We start from the raw sequence: 23,216 nt of genomic DNA, 5'->3' as shown, positions 1-23,216 counted from the left end.
TGATAATCGCAAAATCCTTTGTTTAAAACAAGGGATTTTTCTTTTGTCTCTTTCCCATTTTTGATATAATAGTTCTATGTTAGATTCAGAAAAACAATCACAATATCAATTGTTAAATGAGGAACTCTCTTATTTACTTGAAGGTGAGAACAATGTTCTTGCCAATCTTTCGAATGCTAGTGCCCTCCTAAAATCTCGCTTTTCGAATACAGTATTTGCAGGTTTTTATCTGTTTGATGGTAGCGAGTTGGTTTTAGGTCCTTTTCAGGGTGGTGTTTCTTGTATTCGCATTCCGCTTGGAAAAGGAGTATGTGGAGAAGCTGCTGAGTTTCAAGAGACTGTTTTAGTTGGCGATGTGAGCACCTATCCAAACTACATTTCTTGTGATAGTATGGCCAAGAGTGAAATCGTAGTTCCCATGCTCAAGAATGGTCGATTGCTGGGTGTCTTAGACCTGGATTCTTCACTTATTGATGATTACAATGCCATTGACCGTGATTACTTGGAACAATTTGTCGCTATTTTGCTTGAGAAGACAGAATGGGACTTTACGATGTTTGAGGAGAAAGCCTAATGTATCAAGCACTTTATCGAAAATATAGAAGCCAGACTTTTTCACAACTGGTAGGCCAAGAGATTGTGGCTAAAACCCTAAAACAAGCGGTTGAGCAGGAAAAGATTAGTCATGCTTATCTTTTCTCAGGTCCTCGTGGAACTGGGAAAACCAGTGTAGCCAAGATTTTTGCCAAGGCTATGAACTGTCCGAACCAAGTGGACGGAGAACCGTGTAATAACTGCTATATCTGTCAGGCTGTGACAGAAGGTAGCCTAGAAGATGTTATCGAAATGGATGCAGCTTCGAATAACGGAGTCGATGAAATCCGTGAAATTCGTGACAAATCTACCTATGCACCTAGCTTAGCACGTTACAAGGTCTATATTATTGACGAGGTCCATATGCTGTCTACGGGAGCCTTCAATGCGCTTTTGAAGACTCTTGAGGAGCCAACTCAGAATGTTGTCTTTATCTTGGCGACCACTGAATTGCATAAGATTCCTGCAACCATTTTATCGCGTGTTCAACGTTTTGAGTTCAAATCGATTAAAACTCAAGATATCAAGGAGCATATTTATCATATTCTAGAAAAAGAAAATATCAGTTCTGAACCGGAGGCTGTGGAAATCATTGCCAGACGAGCTGAAGGTGGAATGCGGGATGCCTTGTCCATTCTGGATCAAGCTTTGAGTTTAACACAGGGAAACGAGCTCACGACTGCTATCTCTGAGGAGATTACAGGCACCATTAGTTTATCAGCACTAGATGACTATGTAGCTGCCTTGTCTCAGCAGGATGTTCCAAAAGCACTTGATTCTTTGAATCTTTTATTTGAGAATGGCAAGAGCATGACTCGTTTTGTGACGGATCTCTTGCAGTATTTGCGTGATTTACTGGTCGTGCAGACGGGTGGCGAAAATACTCATCATAGTCCAGTTTTTATGGACAATCTAGCTTTATCTCAGGAAAGCCTCTTTGAAATGATTCGAATGGCGACTGTGAGCTTGGCAGATATGAAAGCAAGCCTGCAACCTAAGATTTATGCTGAGATGATGACCATTCGTTTAGCTGAGATTAAGCCTGAACCAGTGCTTTCAGAAGCTGTCGAAGGTGAAATAGCTGCACTGAGACAGGAAGTCGCTCGTCTCAAACAAGAACTTGCCAATGTTGAAACGGCTCCTAAACAAGTGGTGCCAGTTCCTAGCCGTCCAGCCACTTCCAAGACAGTCTATCGAGTGGATCGCAACAAAGTTCAGACTATCCTGCAAGAAGCTGTCGAAAATCCTGATTTGGCACGGCAAAACTTGATTCGCCTCCAAAATGCATGGGTAGAAGTGATTGAAAGCTTAGCTGGTCCGGATAAGGCTCTGCTCGTTGGTTCTCAACCAGTTGCGGCAAACGAACACCATGCTATTTTAGCCTTTGAGTCTAATTTCAATGCTGGTCAAACCATGAAAAGAGATAATCTCAATACTATGTTTGGCAACATCCTCAGTCAGGCAGCAGGTTTTTCACCTGAAATCTTAGCCATTTCCCTAGAGGAATGGAAAGAGGTTCGAGCGGCCTTTTCAGCTAAAACTAAATCTTCTCAAGTTGAAAAAGAAGCAGAAGACAGTCTGATTCCAGAAGGATTTGAATTTTTGGCTGATAAAGTGAAGGTAGAGGAAGACTAAAGAAAGATTTCATGATACAATAAGTTTATGAATAGACAACAATTTATTATGATAGCGTTATTTACGGCTGCTGAGACTTATTTTTTCAATGAAGCCTGGATGACTGGTCGCTATATTATGGCAGCCTTTTGGGCCATTCTACTCTTTCGAAATTTTAGGTTAAGTTACGTGATGGGAAAAATTGTAGACACCATTGATCAGCACCTAAACCGCAAGGACTAGCTCCCAGCTTCTAGACAAAATCAAAGCCTTTTAGGCTTTTTTTTGTTATACTAGTAGAGTATATTTATGGACCTTTTCTTGTGTTTTTTAGAGAAATGTAAGTGATTTCTCTAATGATAAAGGAAGTAGGCCAGAAAAAGAAAGGAATTATCATGTCAGTATTAGAGATCAAAGATCTTCACGTTGAGATTGAAGGAAAAGAAATTTTGAAAGGAGTCAATCTGACTCTGAAAACAGGAGAAATCGCAGCTATCATGGGACCAAATGGTACTGGTAAATCGACTCTTTCTGCAGCTATCATGGGGAATCCTAACTATGAGGTTACAAAAGGGGAAGTCTTGTTTGATGGTGTAAATATCCTTGAATTGGAAGTGGACGAGCGTGCGCGTATGGGACTTTTCCTTGCTATGCAGTACCCATCAGAAATCCCAGGAATTACTAACGCAGAGTTTCTTCGTGCAGCCATGAATGCTGGTAAAGAAGATGATGAAAAGATTTCAGTTCGTGAGTTTATCGCTAAACTAGATGAGAAAATGGAATTGCTCAACATGAAAGAAGAAATGGCAGAGCGTTACCTCAACGAAGGTTTCTCTGGTGGTGAGAAAAAACGTAATGAAATTCTTCAACTCTTGATGTTGGAACCTACATTTGCCCTTTTGGATGAGATTGACTCAGGTCTTGATATTGATGCCCTTAAAGTCGTATCGAAAGGTGTGAATGCTATGCGTGGTGAAGGCTTTGGTGCTATGATCATCACTCACTACCAACGCCTTTTGAACTACATCACACCAGACGTGGTACACGTGATGATGGAAGGTCGTGTGGTCCTTTCTGGTGGTCCAGAATTGGCTGCGCGTCTAGAACGTGAAGGATACGCAAAACTAGCTGAAGAACTTGGCTACGACTACAAGGAAGAATTGTAATTCCCTCGTATCTTTTAGGAGAAGTAAATGACTAAAGAAACTATTAAACTTTTTTCAGAAACGCACGCTGAACCAAGCTGGTTGTCAGACCTCCGTCAAAAAGCTTTTGATAAGATTGAAAGTTTGGAATTACCAGTCATTGAGCGTGTCAAATTTCACCGTTGGAATCTGGGGGATGGAACCATCATAGAAAGTGAGCCTTCAGCAAATGTTCCAGATTTCACTGCACTAGATAATCACTTGAAATTGGTACAAGTTGGAACGCAAACTGTTTTTGAACAAACACCAGTTGAATTGGCTGAACAGGGTGTTATCTTCACAGACTTCCATTCAGCTTTAGAAGAAATTCCAGAGCTTATTGAGGAATTCTTCATGTCATCTGTTAAGTATGATGACGACAAGTTGGCAGCCTACCATACAGCTTACTTTAACAGTGGTGCTGTTCTCTACATTCCTGATAATGTTGAGATTAAAGAGCCAATCGAAGGGATTTTCTACCAAGATAGCGACAGCGATGTGCCATTTAACAAGCATATCCTTATCATTGCTGGTAAAAACTCTAAAATAAGCTATCTTGAACGTCTAGAGTCACGAGGTGGAGGCAGTGCAAAAGCAACTGCCAATATCACAGTTGAAGTGATTGCTCGTTCTGGTGCGCAAGTGAAGTTTGCTGCCATTGACCGTCTAGGTGAAAATGTCACTGCCTACATTAGCCGTCGTGGTAAACTAGGCAACGATGCAAGCATTGACTGGGCAATCGGTGTCATGAACGAAGGAAATGTTGTTGCTGACTTTGATAGCGACTTGATTGGGAATGGTAGCCATGCTGACCTTAAAGCCGTAGCTCTTTCAAGTGGTCGTCAGGTACAAGGGATTGATACGCGAGTGACTAACTACGGATGCAATTCTATCGGAAATATCCTCCAACATGGGGTTATCCTTGAAAAAGCAACTTTGACCTTCAATGGTATCGGTCACATCATCAAGGGCGCTAAGGGAGCGGATGCGCAACAAGAAAGCCGTGTTCTCATGCTTTCAGACCAGGCTCGTTCAGATGCTAACCCAATTCTTTTGATTGACGAAAATGACGTTACTGCAGGACACGCGGCCTCTATCGGTCAGGTGGATCCAGAAGACATGTACTATCTCATGAGCCGTGGCTTGGATAAAGCAACTGCAGAACGTTTGGTTGTCCGCGGTTTCCTTGGATCTGTAATCGTAGAGATTCCAGTCAAGGAAGTTCGTGACGAAATGATTGCAACTATCGAAGAAAAATTGTCAAAACGCTAAGGGGAAGCCTATGTTAGATGTAGAAGCGATTCGCAAGGATTTTCCAATTTTGGACCAGATTGTCAACGATGAACCTCTGGTCTATCTGGACAATGCTGCGACGACACAAAAACCACTAGCAGTTCTTGAAACGATTAACCGCTACTATGAGAAAGACAATGCCAACGTTCACCGTGGTGTTCATACCTTGGCTGAGCGAGCAACAGCTTCTTATGAAGCTGCTCGTGAAACTATTCGTAAGTTTATCAATGCAGGCTCTACAAAGGAAATTCTCTTTACCAGAGGAACGACAACCAGTCTTAACTGGGTGGCACGCTTTGCTGAGGAAATTTTGACTGAGGGAGACCAGGTCTTGATTTCTATCATGGAACACCATTCTAATATTATTCCTTGGCAGGAAGCTTGTCGAAAGACTGGAGCAGAGCTTGTCTATGTCTATCTCAAGGACGGGGCTCTGGATATGGATGATTTGCGAGCTAAATTGACTGATAGAGTCAAGTTTGTCTCCCTTGCTCACGCCTCAAATGTTCTGGGTGTGGTCAATCCAATCAAAGAAATCACTCAACTGGCCCACCAAGTTGGAGCTATCATGGTGACGGATGGTGCTCAATCTACGCCTCATATGAAGATCGATGTCCAGGACTTGGATGTGGACTTCTTTGCCTTTTCAGGTCACAAGATGGCTGGTCCAACTGGTATCGGTGTTCTGTACGGAAAAGAGAAGTATTTAGAACAAATGTCACCCCTTGAATTTGGCGGCGAGATGATTGATTTCGTCTACGAGCAATCTGCTAGCTGGAAGGAATTGCCTTGGAAATTTGAGGCTGGAACGCCAAATATGGCAGGGGCTATCGGACTTGCTGTTGCAGTGGATTATCTGGAAAAGATTGGTATGGATGCGATTGAAGCTCATGAACAAGAATTGATCGCGTACGTCTTTCCAAAACTACAGGCCATTGAAGGTTTGACCATTTATGGTTCTCAGGACTTGGCTCAACGTTCAGGTGTCATTGCTTTTAACTTAGGGGATCTTCATCCTCACGATCTTGCGACGGCTCTGGATTATGAAGGAGTGGCTGTTCGTGCAGGTCACCACTGTGCGCAACCCTTGCTTCAGTATTTGGAAGTTCCAGCAACAGCTCGTGCAAGTTTTTATATCTACAACACCAAGGCAGATTGCGACAAGTTGGTCGATGCCTTACAAAAGACAAAGGAGTTTTTCAATGGCACTTTCTAAACTAGATAGCCTTTATATGGCAGTGGTAGCGGACCATTCGAAAAATCCCCATCACCAAGGGAAGTTAGAAGATGCTGAACAAATCAGTCTCAATAATCCGACCTGTGGGGATGTCATCAACCTCTCTGTCAAGTTTGATGCAGAGGACCATTTGGAAGATATTGCTTTTCTAAATTCAGGATGCACGATTTCAACTGCCTCTGCTAGTATGATGACGGATGCAGTTTTAGGGAAGACCAAGCAAGAAATTCTAGAACTTGCAACCATCTTTTCTGAAATGGTTCAAGGTCAAAAGGATGACCGTCAAGACCAACTAGGTGATGCAGCTTTCTTATCAGGTGTTGCCAAATTCCCGCAACGGATTAAGTGTGCAACCCTAGCTTGGAATGCCCTTAAGAGAACAATTGAAAATCAAGATAACAAGTAAGACAAGTCTTTTTTGTCTTACGAATCATTAGAAATGAAGAATGAAAGAAAGGATATTATGGCTGAAGAAAGAGTAGAACCAAAACCAATTGACCTTGGTGAATATAAATTTGGTTTCCATGACGATGTAGAGCCTGTCCTATCGACAGGAAAAGGATTGAACGAAGAAGTCATTCGCGAATTATCAGCTGCTAAGGGAGAGCCTGAGTGGATGTTGGAGTTCCGTCTGAAGTCTTATGAAACCTTCAAGAAAATGCCCATGCAAACTTGGGGAGCAGACTTGTCAGAGATTGACTTTGATGATTTGATCTACTACCAAAAACCATCTGACAAACCAGCCCGTTCTTGGGATGATGTACCTGAAAAGATCAAAGAAACCTTTGAACGTATCGGTATTCCAGAAGCTGAACGTGCCTATCTGGCCGGAGCTTCTGCTCAGTATGAGTCAGAAGTGGTATACCACAACATGAAGGAAGAGTTTGAGAAGTTAGGAATTATCTTTACAGATACGGATTCTGCCCTCAAGGAATACCCAGACTTGTTTAAACAATACTTTGCGAAGTTGGTACCGCCGACAGATAACAAGTTGGCTGCCCTCAACTCAGCAGTATGGTCTGGTGGAACCTTTATCTACGTACCAAAAGGAGTCAAGGTAGATATTCCACTTCAAACATACTTCCGTATCAACAACGAAAATACTGGTCAATTTGAACGTACCTTGATTATTGTTGATGAGGGAGCAAGTGTCCACTACGTAGAAGGATGTACTGCGCCAACATATTCAAGCAACAGCTTGCATGCTGCTATTGTAGAAATCTTTGCCTTGGACGGAGCTTATATGCGCTATACGACTATCCAAAACTGGTCTGATAACGTCTATAACTTGGTAACGAAACGTGCCAAAGCTTTGAAAGATGCGACTGTTGAGTGGATTGATGGTAACTTGGGTGCCAAAACAACCATGAAATACCCATCTGTTTACCTAGATGGAGAAGGGGCGCGTGGTACCATGCTTTCAATTGCCTTTGCTAATGCTGGGCAACACCAAGATACGGGTGCCAAGATGATCCACAATGCTCCACACACAAGCTCGTCTATCGTGTCTAAATCCATCGCTAAAGGTGGAGGAAAGGTGGATTACCGTGGACAAGTAACCTTCAACAAGAACTCGAAGAAATCTGTTTCTCACATCGAGTGTGATACCATTATCATGGATGACTTATCAGCGTCAGATACCATTCCATTTAATGAAATCCACAACTCGCAAGTTGCATTGGAGCACGAAGCCAAGGTATCTAAGATTTCAGAGGAACAACTCTATTACCTCATGAGCCGTGGATTGTCAGAATCTGAGGCAACCGAGATGATTGTCATGGGATTTGTAGAACCCTTCACAAAAGAACTTCCAATGGAATACGCGGTTGAGCTTAACCGCTTGATTAGCTATGAAATGGAAGGTTCAGTCGGATAAGAAAGAGTATGCAAAATCTGAACAGGAACTCTTCCTGTTCAGATTTTTTTCAAAAAGAACCTAATAAATATTCACAAAAATGCTTTTATATGGTAAAATAAAACAATTACATTTAGTGGAGATGGAGTATGAATATTTTTAGAACCAAGGATGTTAGTCTGAGACAGACAGAGATGCGTCGCCATTTGAAATTGTGGGATTTGATTCTATTGGGAATCGGTGCCATGGTAGGGACGGGGATTTTCACCATTACAGGAACAGCGGCGGCTACTCTAGCTGGTCCCTCACTAGTGATTTCCATTGTGATTTCTGCCTTATGTGTTTCTTTATCAGCTCTCTTTTTTGCAGAATTTGCCTCTCGTGTACCTGCAACTGGAGGTGCTTATAGTTATCTCTATGCGATTTTAGGAGAATTGCCAGCCTGGATTGCTGGCTGGTTGACCATGATGGAATTCATGACAGCTGTATCCGGTGTGGCATCTGGCTGGGCAGCTTACTTTAAGGGCTTACTCAGTGATTATGGTATCTCCATGCCCCAAGCCTTAAATGGCACCTTCAACCCTGAACAAGGGACCTATATCGACCTTCTACCTATTTTGGTGCTGACCTTGGTAACAGGATTGGTTTTATTAAATTCCAAGGCAGCCTTACGCTTTAATTCGCTTCTAGTAATCTTGAAATTCTCTGCTCTAGCCTTATTTATCCTAGTTGGTATTTGGTACATCAAACCTGAAAATTGGTCGAATTTTGCTCCTTTTGGCTTTGGCCAGATTTATGGAGGAAGCACTGGGATTATGGCAGGTGCATCTTTGATGTTTTTTGGGTTTCTCGGATTTGAGTCTATTTCCATGGCAGTTGATGAAATCCAAAGCCCGCAAAAAAATATTCCTCGTGGAATTGTACTTTCTCTGACAATCGTCACCATTCTCTATGCCTTGGTAACCTTAGTATTGACAGGGATTGTTCACTACAGTAAGCTCAATGTGGACGATGCAGTAGCATTTTCATTACGGAGTATTGGTATCGGCTGGGCAGCAAATTATGTTTCGCTTGTAGCCATTCTAACCCTGATAACGGTATGTATTTCCATGACTTATGCTTTGTCTCGAATGATATATAGCTTAGCACGTGATGGACTTTTACCTCAAAGTTTCAAACAACTAAGCAAGACCAGTCGCGTTCCTAAAAATGCGACCCTCTTAACAGGAGTTGTTTCAGCCCTTGCTGCCGGAGTGTTTCCTCTAGCCAGTATTGCAGCCTTCCTAAATATCTGTACGCTAGCTTATCTCATTTTGCTAGCCTACGGGATAATAAAACTCAGAAAGGATAAGGGCATGCCAAAAGAAGGGGAGTTTAAAACTCCTTTGGTGCCACTCTTGCCGATTCTCTCCATTCTTATCTGTGTTTCCTTTATGCTTCAATATAGTCTAGATACCTGGATTGCCTTTGGCATTGCTCTTGTGGTTGGGTTAGTCATTTACTTTACTTACGGTTACCATCATTCAACTCTTACAGAAGAAAAATAAAAGCTGGGAAATCCCAGCTTTTTAATCTTTCACATAAGTAAATCCTTCACCCAGAATTTCATGGGCCTCTGTGATGGTGATAAAGGCTTGAGGATCGACTTGGTGAATCATATCCTTCATTTTGACGATCTCGTTCCGACCGACGATACAGTAAATAATTTTTAAATCTTTCTTACTGTAATAACCTTGACCAGATATAAAGGTCACACCACGTCCAAGCTCCTCATTAATCTTATCAGCCAGTTGGTCAGGATATTGAGTAATGATGATAAATCCTTTGCCAGCGTACCCCCCTTCGCCAATCAGGTCAATAACGCGAGCGATGATGAAGTCAAACAAGAGAGTATAGGTCACAAGACGGAGATCTTGGAAAATAAGCAGAATTAACATTAAAATGAAAAAGTCAATTCCAAAAAGCAATTTCCCAATCGAAATATTGGTGTATTTGTTGAGGATACGGGCAACGATATCAGAGCCACCAGTGGTTCCACCAGCATTAAAGATAATTCCTAAACCAACTCCCAGTAAAACCCCTGAGACTAAAGCAACGATGATGAGGTCACCTTGTAAGTCAAATTGCAAGGGGATACGCTCAAAGATTGCAAGCCAAATAGAGAGAGAAATAGAACCCAGAAGGCTGGAGTAGAGGGTCTTGGGACCAAATATCTTCCAAGCCAAAATAAATAAAGGAATGTTGATTAAGAGATTCATCAATGAGACAGGGATTTTAAAAAGATAGTAGGTAATCAAGGTGATACCTGTCGCCCCTCCCTCAAATAGATGATAAGGAACAACAAAGTAGGTGAGACCAAAGGCATAGATAGCTGCTCCAAATATAATCGTAATAATCGGTTGAACTTTTCGAATCATAGCTGTTCCTCGCTTTTCTATAGATAGATTATACCAAAAATTCGGTTTTTTTAATTGGATTACTTATGATTTTTTATCATTTTTTTGATATAATAAGAGTGAAAAATCCCAATCCTATTGAGAAGAATAGAAAGATTGAACTTATGACACAAGTAAAAATTGTAACGGACTCTTCTGTTACTATCGAACCAGAAGTAGTTAAAGAATTAAATATCACTATTGTCCCCTTATCAGTTATGATTGATGGCGTACTCTACTCAGATGCTGATCTAAAAGAGGGGGAATTCCTTCATCTTATGCAACAAAGCAAGAATCTCCCTAAAACGAGTCAACCACCTGTGGGAGTGTTTGCTGAAGTCTTTGAAGAGCTGGGAAAAGATGGCAGTCAGGTTGTTGCTATTCATATGTCTCATGCCTTGTCTGGAACGGTTGAAGCTGCTCGCCAAGGCGCAAGTCTCTCAAGTTCTGATGTGACTGTTATTGATAGTTCCTTTACAGATCAGGCTATGAAGTTTCAAGTTGTTGAAGCTGCAAAACTTGCTAAAGAGGGTAAAGATTTAGAAACTATTCTGGCACATATAGAAGAAGTGAAGAATCACACAGAGCTTTATATCGGTGTTTCGACTCTAGAAAACCTAGTGAAAGGTGGGCGTATTGGACGTGTAACGGGACTATTGAGCTCACTATTAAATATTCGTGTAGTGATGCAGATGAAAAACCACGAACTCCAACCAATCGTCAAAGGACGTGGTGCGAAAACTTTTAAAAAATGGCTTGAAGAGTTAACGGTGGCCATTACTCATAAATCAGTTGCAGAAATTGGAATTTCCTATGCTGGAACGAATGAATGGGCAAATGAGATGAAGAGTTTATTGCAAGCCTATGTTGAGAAACCAATCTCTGTACTGGAAACTGGCTCTATTATTCAAACTCATACTGGAGAGAATGCTTGGGCAATTCTAATCCGCTATAATTCCTAAAAAAATAGAGAAAAATGTTTGAAATGGCGCTTTTGACTTGACCTATGGGCAATTTTAGGATATGATTATATTTGTTAATCAGAAATTATTTGGAGGATTTGTTAACATGGCAAACAAACAAGATTTGATCGCTAAAGTGGCAGAAGCTACAGACTTGACTAAGAAAGATTCAGCAGCAGCAGTTGACGCTGTATTTGCAGCAGTAACTGAATACCTTGCAGCTGGTGAAAAAGTTCAATTAATTGGTTTTGGTAACTTTGAAGTTCGTGAACGCGCTGCACGTAAAGGTCGCAACCCACAAACTGGTAAAGAAATCGAAATCGCAGCTTCTAAAGTTCCAGCATTCAAAGCTGGTAAAGCTCTTAAAGACGCTGTTAAATAATGAATTTAGAAAAAGCCTATTGTATCAAGCTTTCTAGCTTGGTCAATAGGCTTTTTTTTGTTGCTTTGGGGTATTTTGGGGGCAAAGACGAATACTTTTTCATGATATCTACCACTGTTGATTTCATTTCTTTAGTTATATATGTATAAATTTAGGTGTTTTTCAACTGAGTCTTTGATACGATATATAACTTCTGAGATAAGTGGTCTTTTGAAAAATAGGGTTTAATCCTTTACAGTACAAGAAAAAAGGTTCCCATGTTTGGGAACCTTTTTTTAATTAGTTTTTAGAAGCTGCTTGGAATTCAGGGTTTTTCCATGCTTCATCAATGATAGCTTGCAATTCTTTAGCAGATGCTTGCATTTTTTGAGTTTCAGCGTCGTTCAATGGGATGTTTACTGGACGAACGATACCGTGTGCACCAACAACAGCTGGTTGACCGATAAAGACGTTTTTAACACCGTATTGACCTTCTTGGAAGACTGAAAGTGGAAGTACTGCATTTTCGTCATCAAGGATTGCTTTTGTGATACGAGCAAGTGCTACTGCGATACCGTAGTAGGTAGCTCCTTTTTTGTTGATGATTGTGTAGGCAGCGTCACGAACACCTTCGAACAATTCAATCAATTCAGCTTCTTGAACGTTTTGAGTATCTTTAAGGAATTCTTCAAGGTTTACACCAGCGATGTTGGCATGTGACCAAACCGCAAATTCAGAATCTCCGTGTTCACCCATGATGTAGGCGTGAACTGAACGAGCATCAACATCCAATTTTTCAGCAAGTGCTTGACGGAAACGTGCTGAGTCAAGTGAAGTACCTGAACCTATAACACGTTCTTTAGGGAATCCAGAGAATTTCCAAGTTGAGTAAGTCAAAACGTCAACTGGGTTAGCCGCAACAAGGAAGATACCATCAAAACCTGATTCAACAACTTGTGTTACAATTGATTTGTTGATAGCCAAGTTTTTACCTACAAGGTCAAGACGAGTTTCACCTGGTTTTTGAGGAGCACCTGCAGTGATAACAACAAGATCAGCGTCTGCACAGTCAGAGTATTGAGCAGCGTAGATTTTTTTAGGTGAAGTGAAGGCAAGGGCGTGGCTAAGGTCAAGCGCATCACCAACAGCTTTTTCGTGTAATTGTGGAATTTCGATAATTCCAAGCTCTTGTGCAATTCCTTGGTTAACAAGTGCAAAAGCGTAAGATGAACCTACGGCACCGTCACCAACAAGGATCACTTTTTTGTGTTGTTTAGTTGAAGTCATTATCTAAACATCTCCTTCATTTTTTTTAGGGGAATCCCCAGACACTTTCATTCTATCACTTTTAAAAAACTTTGTCACGAATATTCTATTCGGTTATCGATGTAAACGTTTTAGTGGTTTTCAAAGACTGAAATGAAGGACAAATTATGGTATAATATATCTAATTACTAATAGTGAAATGAGGCATTTATTAATGCAGGATAGAAATTTAGTGAATGTCAATCTGACAAAGGAGATGAAGACCAGCTTTATCGATTACGCTATGAGTGTTATCGTTGCGCGGGCTCTTCCTGATGTTCGAGATGGTTTAAAACCTGTTCACCGCCGTATTCTTTACGGAATGAATGAACTAGGTGTTACACCAGACAAACCTCATAAAAAATCAGCCCGTATTACAGGGGATGTTATGGGTAAATACCACCCACACGGGGATTCATCTATTTATGAAGCCATGGTTCGTATGGCTCAGTGGTGGAGCTACCGTTACATGCTTGTCGATGGACATGGAAACTTTGGTTCCATGGACGGGGATGGTGCCGCCGCACAGCGTTACACTGAGGCTCGTATGAGCAAGATTGCTCTTGAAATGCTTCGTGACATCAATAAAAACACAGTTGATTTCGTAGACAACTACGATGCTAACGAACGTGAACCCTTGGTTTTGCCAGCTCGTTTTCCAAACCTTTTGGTCAATGGGGCAACGGGTATCGCTGTTGGGATGGCAACTAATATCCCACCCCACAACCTAGGTGAAACCATTGATGCGGTGAAGTTGGTTATGGACAATCCTGAAGTGACGACTAGGGACTTGATGGAAGTCTTGCCTGGTCCAGATTTTCCAACTGGTGCTCTTGTCATGGGAAAATCAGGTATTCATAAGGCCTACGAGACTGGTAAAGGTTCAATCGTTCTTCGTTCTCGAACAGAGATTGAGACGACTAAGACAGGGCGTGAGCGCATCGTGGTAACAGAATTTCCTTATATGGTCAATAAAACCAAGGTACATGAGCATATTGTTCGCTTGGTTCAGGAAAAACGAATTGAGGGCATTACAGCTGTACGTGATGAGTCCAACCGTGAAGGGGTTCGCTTCATTATCGAAGTGAAGCGTGATGCTTCTGCAAATGTCATCCTCAATAACCTCTTCAAGATGACCCAGATGCAAACCAACTTTGGTTTCAATATGCTTGCTATTCAAAATGGCGTACCAAAAATCTTATCTCTTCGCCAAATTTTGGATGCTTATATTGAGCACCAAAAAGAAGTGGTTGTTCGTCGTACCCGTTTTGACAAGGAAAAAGCAGAAGCGCGTGCGCACATCTTAGAAGGTCTTTTAATCGCGTTAGATCATATCGACGAAGTGATTCGTATCATCCGTGCTAGTGAAACGGATGCGGAAGCACAAGCTGAGTTGATGAGCAAGTTTAAGCTTTCTGAACGTCAAAGTCAGGCTATCCTTGATATGCGTCTTCGTCGTTTGACAGGATTGGAACGCGATAAGATTCAGTCTGAATATGATGAATTGATTGCCTTGATTGCAGACCTAACCGATATTCTTGCTAAACCAGAACGCGTAGTGCAAATCATAAAAGATGAATTAGATGAAGTAAAACGTAAATTTGGTGACAAACGTCGTACCGAGTTGATGGTTGGAGAAGTCTTAACTCTTGAAGATGAAGACTTGATTGAGGAGTCAGATGTCTTAATCACTCTTTCTAACAAGGGCTATATCAAACGTTTGGACCAAGGTGAATTTACTGCTCAAAAACGTGGTGGTCGTGGAGTCCAAGGTACAGGGGTTAAGGATGATGACTTTGTGCGTGAGTTGGTTTCAACCAGCACCCATGATCATTTGCTCTTCTTTACCAATAAAGGTCGCGTATATCGACTAAAAGGTTATGAAATTCCTGAATACGGTCGCACGGCCAAGGGATTGCCGGTTGTCAATCTTTTGAAGCTGGATGAAGGGGAGAGCATACAAACCATCATTAATGTTAAATCTGAACGTAGTGATGCCGCCTATCTCTTCTTCACAACCCGTCACGGTATCGTGAAACGAACCAGTGTTAAAGAATTTGCTAATATCCGCCAAAATGGACTTAAAGCTTTGAATCTCAAGGATGAAGATGAACTGATTAATGTCTTGCTGACAGAAGAAGATACAGATATCATCATTGGTACTAAGTTTGGTTATGCCGTTCGCTTTAATCAATCAGCTGTTCGTGGTATGAGCCGTATCGCGACAGGTGTCCGAGGTGTTAACCTCCGTGATGGAGATACTGTAGTTGGTGCTAGTGTCATCACTGACCAGGACGAGGTCCTTATCATCACTGAAAAAGGTTATGGTAAACGTACTCTTGCAACTGAATATCCAACAAAAGGTCGTGGTGGTAAAGGGATGAAGACAGCCAATGTTGCTGAGAAGAATGGCCCTCTTGCAGGTCTCCTCACTGTTAAAGGAGATGAAGACCTGATGATTATCACGGATACAGGTGTTATGATTCGAACAAACGTTGCCAATATTTCACAAACAGGACGCTCAACTATGGGAGTTAAGGTGATGCGTCTAGACCAGGATGCCAAGATTGTGACCTTTACAACGGTTGATGCGGTAGAAAAAGAAGAAGTTGGGACTGAAAACGAAACAGAAGGTAAAGCATAATGTCTCATAAAAAAACGAAAAGTAAGAAGAATAAGCGTAGGAATCTATTTCTCAATATTTTAGCGGTTTTCTTAATTCTTTTATCCTTAGCTTTGATTTTTAATTCAAAGATTCGAGATCTCTTTATGGTGTGGAATACCAATAAATACCAAGTCAATCAGGTTACTAAAGAAAATATAGATGAAAATCTCAAAACAGAAGGAAATTTTGATTTTGATTCGGTTAAATCTATTTCATCTGAAGCAGTTCTAGCCGCTCAGTGGGACGCTCAGAAGCTTCCCGTTATTGGAGGAATTGCTATTCCCGAAGTGGAGATTAACTTGCCGATTTTCAAAGGGTTGGATAATGTAAATTTGTTCTACGGAGCAGGAACCATGAAACCAGACCAAAAAATGGGAGAGGGCAACTATTCTCTAGCGAGTCACCATATCTTTACTGCTGAAAATGCCAGTCAAATGCTCTTCTCACCTTTAGTTAACGCTAAAGCGGGTATGAAAATTTACCTGACTGATAAGGATAAGGTTTATACTTATGAGATTACGGAAGTTAAACACGTTACTCCGGACCGAGTAGATGAAATCGAAGATCGTGATGGTATCAAAGAAATCACATTGGTGACCTGTGTGGACTATGATGCGACAGAGCGAATCATTGTAAAAGGAGATTTTAAAGAAGTCAAAGATTATTCTGAAACATCAGATGATGTCCTTAGTGCCTTTAATAAACCATATAAACAACGTTATTAACCTCAAAAACCAGTGAATTGTATTTTTCACTGGTTTTTGTCAAATAGAACCGTCGGTCAAAGGAGAATAATGCATGTTCGAATATTTTTTGTTTGGAATGGAAACGATGTGGGAAAGTCCTGTCTTTAGTTTTGCCTTTTACTTATTAGCCTCTATTCTTTTACTAATCTTTTGGCGACGTTTTATAATTGTCAGTCGTAGTGGTGGTGATTTTTTTGCCCCGTTTCACATTGCCAATGGGAGACTTTATATTCACAATGCTTTTGTATTTGTGAAGAGAATCATTCCGCTGAATAACATCAAAATGATTGAAGTCAAATATATTCGAAGTGTCAAATTGAATGGGGCAAGTTATCATTTGTGTATCGAAAGAAAAGATGGAAAAGCTGTCAGTTTTTTCTTCGGACAATCAAAACAGAATGATCTCCTTGTGAAGGATTTAAAGAATGAAACTAAAAACTACCATATTAGAATTGTAATAGATGGATAAGTGTTTAGTTTAAGAAAGGAATGATCATGGATAAGCTACAAGAAGTCAGAGAAAATGAACAGTTAAGGACCTTACTGATGACTGAATGTGATATTTATTTTTATGACAAGATAAGTGAAGTCCAGTTTTCAGGGAACAATGAGGAGTACTCTCTTGCCTGTAAGGCTTTTGCTCAAGACGGTAGTGGGGGAGAATATGTTTTTCTCGAAGATAACAGCATAGGCTTTATTGGAAGTGAGGGCCAAGTGGGGAGAGTAGCAGAAAGTCTGGATGACTTACTGACATTCCTACTTCACGCAGGTTGTATTTCGGATTTTAGCTGTCGGTATCTTTATCAGAACACAGACTTATTGAAAGCATTTTGTAGGGGCTATGTGTCTAAAATACGAGAAAGCTATCAGGTTAAGCAGGAAAATTGGGATCTGGTACGAGAAAATATGGCTCAAAAACTATCACTTGATTTCAATCCTAAAAAACTAGAAGAAGTAGCCATGACATTTTATCAAGCAGCGACAAGGAAGCCTGTCTTTTCCTGTAAGTATATAGACGGTGAAGAAGAGTATACCTGCGATTCAGTCTTGTCGGACATTGTAGGCTTGTGGACGACAGAACTTGTAGGAATGAGTAGAGAAGAAATTGAAAACTATAAAATTTGATAATGTATGATGCTTGCAAGATGATCATTCAACTTTAATGGTATCTTTTCAATGTGAAAGGAAACTGGTCAGTAGGTTGAAAGATTTATCGTAATAAACCGAAGGATGTCTAGTATAAGAGAGGATAGATAATGAGTCAGTTAAGAGAAAAGTATTTAGTTAGGCTCAAAGAAGCCATAACAAGTAGTTTTCCATTTGACAAGGATCTTCCTATGATATTCTTGGGAGAAATTGCCAATATGGCTGGACACTGAATCTTCACAGGAAAATCGGGGGAAGTGTTATTTTGGATATCATATTTCACATTTTAGAGAACTAAGTGAAGATGAGGTATAGGACTTTTACAGCCGGAAAAATAGATGAGGAGTTGACAATGAATAATCAGATTGACTTGGTACTTCCAAACCTATACGCAGAATTCTTGAGTAAAATCGACAAAGCAGGAGAGTTGATAATAGAGAATACAGGTATCATCTTATACTCGAAGCTAGATTTGCTAGAAAGAAACTCCACCTACCAAATAGAAGAGTGGGAACCTGATTTTTTCCTGATTGGGCAAGATGGGGATGTCGCTTTTTTTTATAAAGAAAGATTCTGACGACACTATTTATATGAATGATTTGGGGGCATTAGGTTCACAGGAAATGAAATCCATATCTTCGAATATTTTAGAGTTTGTGCAACAAGCGAGTGAACATTATGATGATATCTTCTAATCATTGCAAGTGTTGTTATTTTATCGTACGCGTGTGTGGAAGACATTTTTATGAAATCATTTGAACATTTTGATTAATGTTAATAAATTTTTAGTAAATGATAATGATTTGGAGAGTGAACAATGAATTTTGATGAGAGTTTACAGCAATACACTTATGAGCATGAGGGAGTGACCTTTGTTTGGGACGAAGAGCCTGATTGTGACTTTATAGGTAAAGTTGAACTGTTATCAAAAAATTATCAGGAAAATCTCAATAGAATTATCAACTTCATGCTAGCTGATCTTAAGGAAATGTATGGAGAAGTCAGCGAGGAAGATGTGAAGAACAAGCTGGGGAAACCTATCATTGACTACAATCAAGGAACAGTTAGTTATTGTGAGCAAACCTTCGATGACTGGCACCTATTTGAGTTTGAATTTTTGGATGATCAATTTGAAACATTGGAATGTTTTTCTGTTAATGGGTAAAGGAGAGATTTATGGAATTCCCCAATACATTGATTTCCTTTGTAGAAAACGTATACAAGAAAGGCTTTTCAAAATGTGTGCTTTATGTTATAATATTCACAAATAAAAGTTTTAGGAGTTTTTTATGGTCTCTTCAGAATTTATTTCAAAGATTGAATTTGCTTGCAAGAAGAAAGAAAGTCTTTATAGCCAAAGTAAGTTCAAGTATGCGATTCGTTCCATGTTTGCAGGTGCTTTTCTAACATTTAGTACGGCTGCGGGCGCAGTTGGGGCTGACTTGATTAATAAGATCGCACCAGGCAGTGGACGCTTCCTCTTCCCATTCGTTTTTGCTTGGGGCTTGGCCTACATTGTTTTCTTGAATGCTGAGTTAGTAACTTCAAATATGATGTTTTTGACAGCTGGCAGTTTTTTGAAGAAAATTTCTTGGAGAAAAACGGCTGAGATTTTACTTTACTGTACCTTGTTCAATCTTATCGGAGCTTTGATAGCAGGTTGGGGCTTTGCCCACTCAGCTGCCTATGCAAATCTAACACATGATAGCTTCATTTCAGGGGTTGTAGAGATGAAGTTAGGTCGTTCCAATGAGCTAGTCTTGCTTGAAGGTATTTTAGCCAATATCTTTGTAAACATTGCCATTCTTTCATTCGTTTTGGTGAAAGACGGTGGAGCCAAACTTTGGCTTGTCTTATCAGCGATTTACATGTTTGTATTCTTAACAAACGAACACATTGCTGCGAACTTTGCTTCTTTTGCGATTGTTAAGTTCAGTGTTGCAGCTGATTCTATTGCTAACTTTGACATACCTAATATTCTTCGTCACTGGGGTGTAACCTTTGTCGGGAACTTTATCGGTGGGGGTCTCTTGATGGGCTTGCCATACGCCTTCCTCAATAAAAACGAAGATACTTATGTAGATTAAAGAAATGAGCACGAGTTAATCGTGCTTTTTGTTTGAGATGTAAGACTAGTCATAGTTGTTCCTTATATCAAAATATAGAAAAACGGTATTGGAAAAGACTAGCCCAAGATGGTACAATATCCGTAATGAAGCTATTTGGAGGTCGTCTTATGAGTCGTGATTTTAAATTTGAAACTCTACAATTACATGCTGGGCAAGTAGTTGATCCAGCAACTAAGTCTCGTGCAGTACCTATTTATCAAACAACATCCTTCGTTTTTGATGACACGCAGGAAGGTGCAGATTTGTTTGCCTTGAGAAAACCAGGCAATATCTATACTCGTATCACCAATCCTACAACAGCAGCCTTTGAGGAAAGAATCGCTGCTCTTGAAGGTGGTGTTGGAGCACTAGCGACAGCATCAGGTATGGCTGCTGTAACCTACACTATTTTGGCGCTTGCTCACGCAGGTGACCATGTGGTGGCAGCGTCAACTATTTACGGTGGGACCTTCAACCTCTTGAAGGAAACCCTTCCTCGTTATGGGATCACAACAACCTTTGTGGATGTGGATAATTTGGAAGAAGTGGAAGCGGCTATCAGTGACAATACCAAGCTTGTCTTGATTGAAACCTTGGGGAATCCCTTGATTAATATTCCTGACTTGGAGAAATTGGCCGAGATTGCTCATAAACACCAGATTCCTCTCGTTTCGGACAACACTTTTGCCACACCATATTTGATTAACGTCTTCTCTCACGGTGTAGATATTGCCATTCACTCAGCAACTAAGTTTATCGGTGGACATGGTACGACTATTGGAGGAGTGATTGTTGATAGCGGTCGTTTTGACTGGGCAGCTTCAGGGAAATTCCCTCAATTTGTTGAGGAAGATCCAAGTTACCATAACTTGAGTTATACTCGGGATGTTGGTGCAGCAGCCTTTATTATCGCTGTTCGTGTTCAATTGCTTCGTGATACAGGTGCTGCCTTGTCGCCATTTAATGCCTTTCTCTTGCTCCAAGGGCTTGAAACTCTCTCTCTTCGTGTTGAACGTCATGTGCAAAATGCAGAGAAAATTGTTGATTTCCTTGTCAACCATCCTAAGGTAGAGAAGGTAAATTATCCAAAACTAGCTGACAGTCCTTATCATGCCTTGGCTGAGAAATATTTGCCAAAAGGTGTTGGTTCAATCTTTACCTTCCATGTTAAAGGCGGAGAGGCAGAAGCTCGCAAGGTAATTGATAATTTGGAAATCTTCTCTGACCTTGCAAACGTGGCAGATGCCAAATCTCTTGTTGTCCATCCTGCGACAACCACTCACGGTCAGTTGTCAGAAAAAGACCTAGAAGCAGCAGGTGTTACACCAAACCAAATTCGCTTGTCTATCGGTCTTGAAAATGTAGAGGATTTGATTGAAGATTTGCGCTTAGCCTTGGAAAAAATTTAAAGTAACAGATATAAACAGTGGGTTTCGACTCACTGTTTTTGATTTTCCCTCAGGCATGATATAATGGTTACAGAAGTCTAGAAAGAGGAAAGTTATGAACGAAATCAAATGTCCCAACTGTGGGGAAGTCTTTACAGTAAATGAGAGTCAGTATGCCGAACTCTTATCCCAAGTGAGAACGGCTGAGTTTGATAAGGAATTGCACGATCGCATGAAGCAGGAGCTGGCCTTGGTTGAGCAGAAGTCTATGAATGAGCAACAGACTAAACTGGCTCAGAAGGACCAAGAAATTGCGCAATTGCAGAGTCAAATCCAAAACTTTGATACAGAGAAAGAGTTGGCCAAGAAAGAAGTTGAACAGATAAGTCATCAGGCTTTATTGGCAAAGGACAAGGAAGTACAGGCCTTGGAAAACCAATTGGCGACCTTGCGTTTAGAGCATGAAAACCAACTGCAAAAGACTCTCTCTGATTTAGAAAGAGAGCGTGATCGGGTCAAAAACCAGCTCCTCTTGCAGGAAAAGGAAAATGAGTTATCTTTGGCTTCTGTTAAGCAAAATTACGAAGCTCAGCTCAAGGCAGCTAGTGAACAGGTCGAGTTCTATAAGAATTTCAAAGCCCAACAATCCACAAAAGCTATCGGGGAAAGTTTGGAACAGTATGCGGAAAGTGAGTTTAACAAGGTCCGTAGTTTCGCCTTTCCAAATGCCTACTTTGAGAAGGATAACAAGGTCTCTGTGCGTGGATCTAAGGGAGACTTTATCTTCCGTGAATGTGATGAAAATGGAGTGGAAATTATTTCCATCATGTTTGAAATGAAAAACGAAGCGGATGGGACGGAGAAAAAGCATAAGAATGCAGATTTTTACAAGGAATTGGACAAGGACCGTCGGGAGAAGAACTGTGAGTATGCTGTTTTGGTGACCATGTTAGAAGCAGATAACGATTACTTTAACACAGGGATTGTTGACGTCAGTCACGAGTATGAAAAGATGTATGTGGTTCGTCCTCAGTTCTTTATTCAGTTGATTGGTCTCTTGCGTAATGCTGCGCTTAATTCCCTAAAATACAAGCAAGAGTTGGCACTTGTCCGTGAACAGAATATCGATATTACGCATTTTGAAGAAGACTTGGATGCCTTCAAAGTGGCTTTTGCCAAAAACTACAACTCTGCTTCGACCAATTTTGGTAAAGCTATTGATGAAATCGACAAGGCCATCAAACGCATGGAAGAGGTCAAAAAGTTCCTGACCACATCCGAAAACCAACTCCGCCTCGCTAATAACAAGTTGGAAGATGTTTCGGTTAAAAAACTAACGCGAAAAAATCCAACCATGAAAGCGAAGTTTGAAGCGTTGAAGGGGGAGTGAGAAAGCAGTGGAAAATGAATTATTAGTATTGGGTACTGAAGAAGTAGATGAGTCTAAAAATATAAACTATGACGAATTAGAAGAACTATTGGAACAGCAATTTACAATGGAGTTTTCTAATCTCGAAAAATTAGAACTAGAATGTAAAGAGATTAGTTCACCAGATAAATTAGGAGATGTTATTTTAGATGAAATCTGGGATCAATTTGCGAATCAAATTGGTTTAGATATGACAAGTGACACGCTTCTTAAGCAGTATAACGATAAACATCCTAATGGTTATACAAAAGAAGAGGGTGCTAAAATAATGAAAGATAAAAGGTATACTGATGCAAATAATGCTATGAAAGAAAAGCAAAAATCTGGAAATTTAAAGGATGAATATACTGGAAAAACTTTAAAATTAAATGAAAACGCAAATTTGGATCACGTTGTAGCACGTAAACAAATTTTTGAAAATTCTTGGAGAAAGATTGCTGATATAGATACTGCAGATTTAGCAAACAAAAAGGAAAATTTAGCAGCAACTAATGAATCACTTAATAAAAGTAAAGGTGCAAAATCTAATAGCGAGTATATAAAGGATAGAGAAGTAAGAGAAAAAAATCTAAAAGAACAAGTTGAAAGAGCTAATAAAAAAATTGACAAGAAGGATATTTCAGATTCCGAAAAACGAAATCTTAAAGCTATAAACGAAAAAAGATTAAAGGATAAATACATTTTGCATGATTCTGCAAAAGAAACATTAAAAAAATATTTAGAATTACATAGTAACAATCCTGAAAATAAAAATGCAAATGGGCGATTTGTAAGAAATGTATTTGATAGGATAGCACGTTCTAGCGCACGTGTAAAAAAATGCTACAAAGTCAAATTGAGCAATTGCGCGATGATTTTGAGCGTGAACGTACTCAACTAGTGGATCAAATCGAT

General features: G+C 40.3%; 23 protein-coding genes and 1 pseudogene. 22 read left to right on the top strand and 2 right to left on the bottom strand.

Annotated elements, in window-relative coordinates; all coding sequences use genetic code 11:
- Positions 1–76: 76 nt before the first annotated feature.
- The 9 genes from FOA33_RS05210 (at position 77) to FOA33_RS05170 (ending at position 9,324) form a co-directional block, all read left to right on the top strand.
- Complete coding sequence (locus FOA33_RS05210; RefSeq protein ID WP_221160872.1) at positions 77–574, top strand: GAF domain-containing protein; 498 nt, start codon at positions 77–79, stop codon at positions 572–574.
- Positions 574–2,229, top strand: coding sequence for a DNA polymerase III subunit gamma/tau (dnaX, locus tag FOA33_RS05205; protein ID WP_221160871.1), 1,656 nt, complete (start codon positions 574–576; stop codon positions 2,227–2,229). Before FOA33_RS05210 ends, dnaX begins: the two co-directional genes overlap by 1 nt.
- A 27-nt stretch (positions 2,230–2,256) precedes the next feature.
- Complete coding sequence (locus FOA33_RS05200; protein WP_221160870.1) at positions 2,257–2,451, top strand: DUF3272 domain-containing protein; 195 nt, start codon at positions 2,257–2,259, stop codon at positions 2,449–2,451.
- 152 nt (positions 2,452–2,603) lie between these two features.
- Positions 2,604–3,374 (top strand): Fe-S cluster assembly ATPase SufC, encoded by a 771-nt coding sequence (gene sufC / locus FOA33_RS05195; protein WP_221160869.1) that lies wholly within the window; start codon positions 2,604–2,606, stop codon positions 3,372–3,374.
- A gap of 27 nt (positions 3,375–3,401) precedes the next feature.
- On the top strand, positions 3,402–4,664 hold the full coding sequence (gene sufD, locus FOA33_RS05190; protein WP_084911645.1) for a Fe-S cluster assembly protein SufD: 1,263 nt from the start codon (positions 3,402–3,404) through the stop codon (positions 4,662–4,664).
- A 10-nt stretch (positions 4,665–4,674) separates the two neighbouring features.
- Complete coding sequence (locus FOA33_RS05185) at positions 4,675–5,901, top strand: cysteine desulfurase (protein WP_221160868.1); 1,227 nt, start codon at positions 4,675–4,677, stop codon at positions 5,899–5,901.
- The gene (sufU, locus tag FOA33_RS05180; protein ID WP_221160867.1) at positions 5,888–6,328 is read left to right on the top strand and encodes a Fe-S cluster assembly sulfur transfer protein SufU; all 441 of its coding nucleotides are present in this window, start codon (positions 5,888–5,890) and stop codon (positions 6,326–6,328) included. Before FOA33_RS05185 ends, sufU begins: the two co-directional genes overlap by 14 nt.
- Before the next feature lie 57 nt (positions 6,329–6,385).
- Entirely contained in the window at positions 6,386–7,798 is a 1,413-nt protein-coding gene (sufB, locus tag FOA33_RS05175; RefSeq protein ID WP_049478151.1) for a Fe-S cluster assembly protein SufB, read from the top strand.
- Between the two features lie 128 nt (positions 7,799–7,926).
- On the top strand, positions 7,927–9,324 hold the full coding sequence (locus tag FOA33_RS05170; protein WP_221160866.1) for an APC family permease: 1,398 nt from the start codon (positions 7,927–7,929) through the stop codon (positions 9,322–9,324).
- Positions 9,325–9,345: 21 nt separating this feature from the next.
- Here FOA33_RS05170 and FOA33_RS05165 read toward each other — a convergent pair whose 3' ends face one another.
- A complete protein-coding gene (locus tag FOA33_RS05165; protein ID WP_007516908.1) occupies positions 9,346–10,194 on the bottom strand; it encodes a YitT family protein in 849 nt (282 codons plus the stop codon).
- 143 nt (positions 10,195–10,337) lie between these two features.
- Between FOA33_RS05165 and FOA33_RS05160 the strand changes: the two genes are divergently transcribed.
- Positions 10,338–11,174, top strand: a complete 837-nt coding sequence (locus FOA33_RS05160; RefSeq protein ID WP_221160865.1) for a DegV family protein — start codon at positions 10,338–10,340, stop codon at positions 11,172–11,174.
- A gap of 106 nt (positions 11,175–11,280) precedes the next feature.
- Positions 11,281–11,556, top strand: coding sequence for an HU family DNA-binding protein (locus tag FOA33_RS05155; RefSeq protein ID WP_001284630.1), 276 nt, complete (start codon positions 11,281–11,283; stop codon positions 11,554–11,556).
- Between the two features lie 279 nt (positions 11,557–11,835).
- On the opposite strand, the gene FOA33_RS05150 is transcribed toward FOA33_RS05155, so the two are convergent.
- Positions 11,836–12,822 carry an L-lactate dehydrogenase gene (locus FOA33_RS05150; RefSeq protein ID WP_000204722.1) on the bottom strand — a complete coding sequence of 329 codons (987 nt, stop codon included), beginning with the start codon at positions 12,820–12,822 and terminating at the stop codon, positions 11,836–11,838.
- A gap of 193 nt (positions 12,823–13,015) precedes the next feature.
- Here FOA33_RS05150 and gyrA point away from each other — a divergent pair, with 193 nt between their 5' ends.
- The 11 genes and pseudogenes from gyrA (at position 13,016) to FOA33_RS05100 (ending at position 23,202) form a co-directional block, all read left to right on the top strand.
- Positions 13,016–15,484 (top strand): DNA gyrase subunit A, encoded by a 2,469-nt coding sequence (gyrA, locus tag FOA33_RS05145; RefSeq protein ID WP_221160864.1) that lies wholly within the window; start codon positions 13,016–13,018, stop codon positions 15,482–15,484.
- The gene (locus FOA33_RS05140) at positions 15,484–16,230 is read left to right on the top strand and encodes a class A sortase (RefSeq protein ID WP_221160863.1); all 747 of its coding nucleotides are present in this window, start codon (positions 15,484–15,486) and stop codon (positions 16,228–16,230) included. Before gyrA ends, FOA33_RS05140 begins: the two co-directional genes overlap by 1 nt.
- Positions 16,231–16,303: 73 nt before the next feature.
- On the top strand, positions 16,304–16,720 hold the full coding sequence (locus FOA33_RS05135; protein WP_221160862.1) for a hypothetical protein: 417 nt from the start codon (positions 16,304–16,306) through the stop codon (positions 16,718–16,720).
- Positions 16,721–16,746: 26 nt separating this feature from the next.
- Positions 16,747–17,376 carry a hypothetical protein gene (locus tag FOA33_RS05130; protein WP_221160861.1) on the top strand — a complete coding sequence of 210 codons (630 nt, stop codon included), beginning with the start codon at positions 16,747–16,749 and terminating at the stop codon, positions 17,374–17,376.
- A 131-nt stretch (positions 17,377–17,507) separates the two neighbouring features.
- Positions 17,508–17,630 carry a hypothetical protein gene (locus FOA33_RS09235; RefSeq protein ID WP_259664478.1) on the top strand — a complete coding sequence of 41 codons (123 nt, stop codon included), beginning with the start codon at positions 17,508–17,510 and terminating at the stop codon, positions 17,628–17,630.
- A 119-nt stretch (positions 17,631–17,749) separates the two neighbouring features.
- Positions 17,750–18,092, top strand: a pseudogene (locus FOA33_RS05125) (hypothetical protein).
- A 122-nt stretch (positions 18,093–18,214) separates the two neighbouring features.
- Complete coding sequence (locus tag FOA33_RS05120) at positions 18,215–18,562, top strand: hypothetical protein (RefSeq protein WP_221160860.1); 348 nt, start codon at positions 18,215–18,217, stop codon at positions 18,560–18,562.
- A gap of 124 nt (positions 18,563–18,686) precedes the next feature.
- A complete protein-coding gene (locus FOA33_RS05115) occupies positions 18,687–19,484 on the top strand; it encodes a formate/nitrite transporter family protein (protein ID WP_000254787.1) in 798 nt (265 codons plus the stop codon).
- Between the two features lie 149 nt (positions 19,485–19,633).
- Entirely contained in the window at positions 19,634–20,914 is a 1,281-nt protein-coding gene (locus FOA33_RS05110; protein WP_221160859.1) for an O-acetylhomoserine aminocarboxypropyltransferase/cysteine synthase family protein, read from the top strand.
- A 94-nt stretch (positions 20,915–21,008) separates the two neighbouring features.
- Complete coding sequence (locus tag FOA33_RS05105; protein WP_221160858.1) at positions 21,009–22,283, top strand: DUF2130 domain-containing protein; 1,275 nt, start codon at positions 21,009–21,011, stop codon at positions 22,281–22,283.
- Between the two features lie 7 nt (positions 22,284–22,290).
- Positions 22,291–23,202, top strand: coding sequence for a hypothetical protein (locus FOA33_RS05100; protein WP_200730038.1), 912 nt, complete (start codon positions 22,291–22,293; stop codon positions 23,200–23,202).
- The last annotated feature ends 14 nt before the right edge of the window (positions 23,203–23,216 follow it).

This window comes from Streptococcus cristatus (assembly GCF_019685515.1).
Taxonomy (GTDB): Bacteria; Bacillota; Bacilli; order Lactobacillales; family Streptococcaceae; genus Streptococcus.
This window is presented reverse-complemented; position numbering and strand designations above follow the sequence as displayed.

Bases quoted from the DNA above. Each gene is read 5' to 3' on its own strand.
- FOA33_RS05210 (WP_221160872.1), top strand. From the start codon at position 77: ATGTTAGATTCAGAAAAACAATCACAATATCAATTGTTAAATGAGGAA.
- dnaX (WP_221160871.1), top strand. From the start codon at position 574: ATGTATCAAGCACTTTATCGAAAATATAGAAGCCAGACTTTTTCACAA.
- FOA33_RS05200 (WP_221160870.1), top strand. From the start codon at position 2,257: ATGAATAGACAACAATTTATTATGATAGCGTTATTTACGGCTGCTGAG.
- sufC (WP_221160869.1), top strand. From the start codon at position 2,604: ATGTCAGTATTAGAGATCAAAGATCTTCACGTTGAGATTGAAGGAAAA.
- sufD (WP_084911645.1), top strand. From the start codon at position 3,402: ATGACTAAAGAAACTATTAAACTTTTTTCAGAAACGCACGCTGAACCA.
- FOA33_RS05185 (WP_221160868.1), top strand. From the start codon at position 4,675: ATGTTAGATGTAGAAGCGATTCGCAAGGATTTTCCAATTTTGGACCAG.
- sufU (WP_221160867.1), top strand. From the start codon at position 5,888: ATGGCACTTTCTAAACTAGATAGCCTTTATATGGCAGTGGTAGCGGAC.
- sufB (WP_049478151.1), top strand. From the start codon at position 6,386: ATGGCTGAAGAAAGAGTAGAACCAAAACCAATTGACCTTGGTGAATAT.
- FOA33_RS05170 (WP_221160866.1), top strand. From the start codon at position 7,927: ATGAATATTTTTAGAACCAAGGATGTTAGTCTGAGACAGACAGAGATG.
- FOA33_RS05165 (WP_007516908.1), bottom strand. From the start codon at position 10,194: ATGATTCGAAAAGTTCAACCGATTATTACGATTATATTTGGAGCAGCT.
- FOA33_RS05160 (WP_221160865.1), top strand. From the start codon at position 10,338: ATGACACAAGTAAAAATTGTAACGGACTCTTCTGTTACTATCGAACCA.
- FOA33_RS05155 (WP_001284630.1), top strand. From the start codon at position 11,281: ATGGCAAACAAACAAGATTTGATCGCTAAAGTGGCAGAAGCTACAGAC.
- FOA33_RS05150 (WP_000204722.1), bottom strand. From the start codon at position 12,822: ATGACTTCAACTAAACAACACAAAAAAGTGATCCTTGTTGGTGACGGT.
- gyrA (WP_221160864.1), top strand. From the start codon at position 13,016: ATGCAGGATAGAAATTTAGTGAATGTCAATCTGACAAAGGAGATGAAG.
- FOA33_RS05140 (WP_221160863.1), top strand. From the start codon at position 15,484: ATGTCTCATAAAAAAACGAAAAGTAAGAAGAATAAGCGTAGGAATCTA.
- FOA33_RS05135 (WP_221160862.1), top strand. From the start codon at position 16,304: ATGTTCGAATATTTTTTGTTTGGAATGGAAACGATGTGGGAAAGTCCT.
- FOA33_RS05130 (WP_221160861.1), top strand. From the start codon at position 16,747: ATGGATAAGCTACAAGAAGTCAGAGAAAATGAACAGTTAAGGACCTTA.
- FOA33_RS09235 (WP_259664478.1), top strand. From the start codon at position 17,508: ATGAGTCAGTTAAGAGAAAAGTATTTAGTTAGGCTCAAAGAAGCCATA.
- FOA33_RS05120 (WP_221160860.1), top strand. From the start codon at position 18,215: ATGAATTTTGATGAGAGTTTACAGCAATACACTTATGAGCATGAGGGA.
- FOA33_RS05115 (WP_000254787.1), top strand. From the start codon at position 18,687: ATGGTCTCTTCAGAATTTATTTCAAAGATTGAATTTGCTTGCAAGAAG.
- FOA33_RS05110 (WP_221160859.1), top strand. From the start codon at position 19,634: ATGAGTCGTGATTTTAAATTTGAAACTCTACAATTACATGCTGGGCAA.
- FOA33_RS05105 (WP_221160858.1), top strand. From the start codon at position 21,009: ATGAACGAAATCAAATGTCCCAACTGTGGGGAAGTCTTTACAGTAAAT.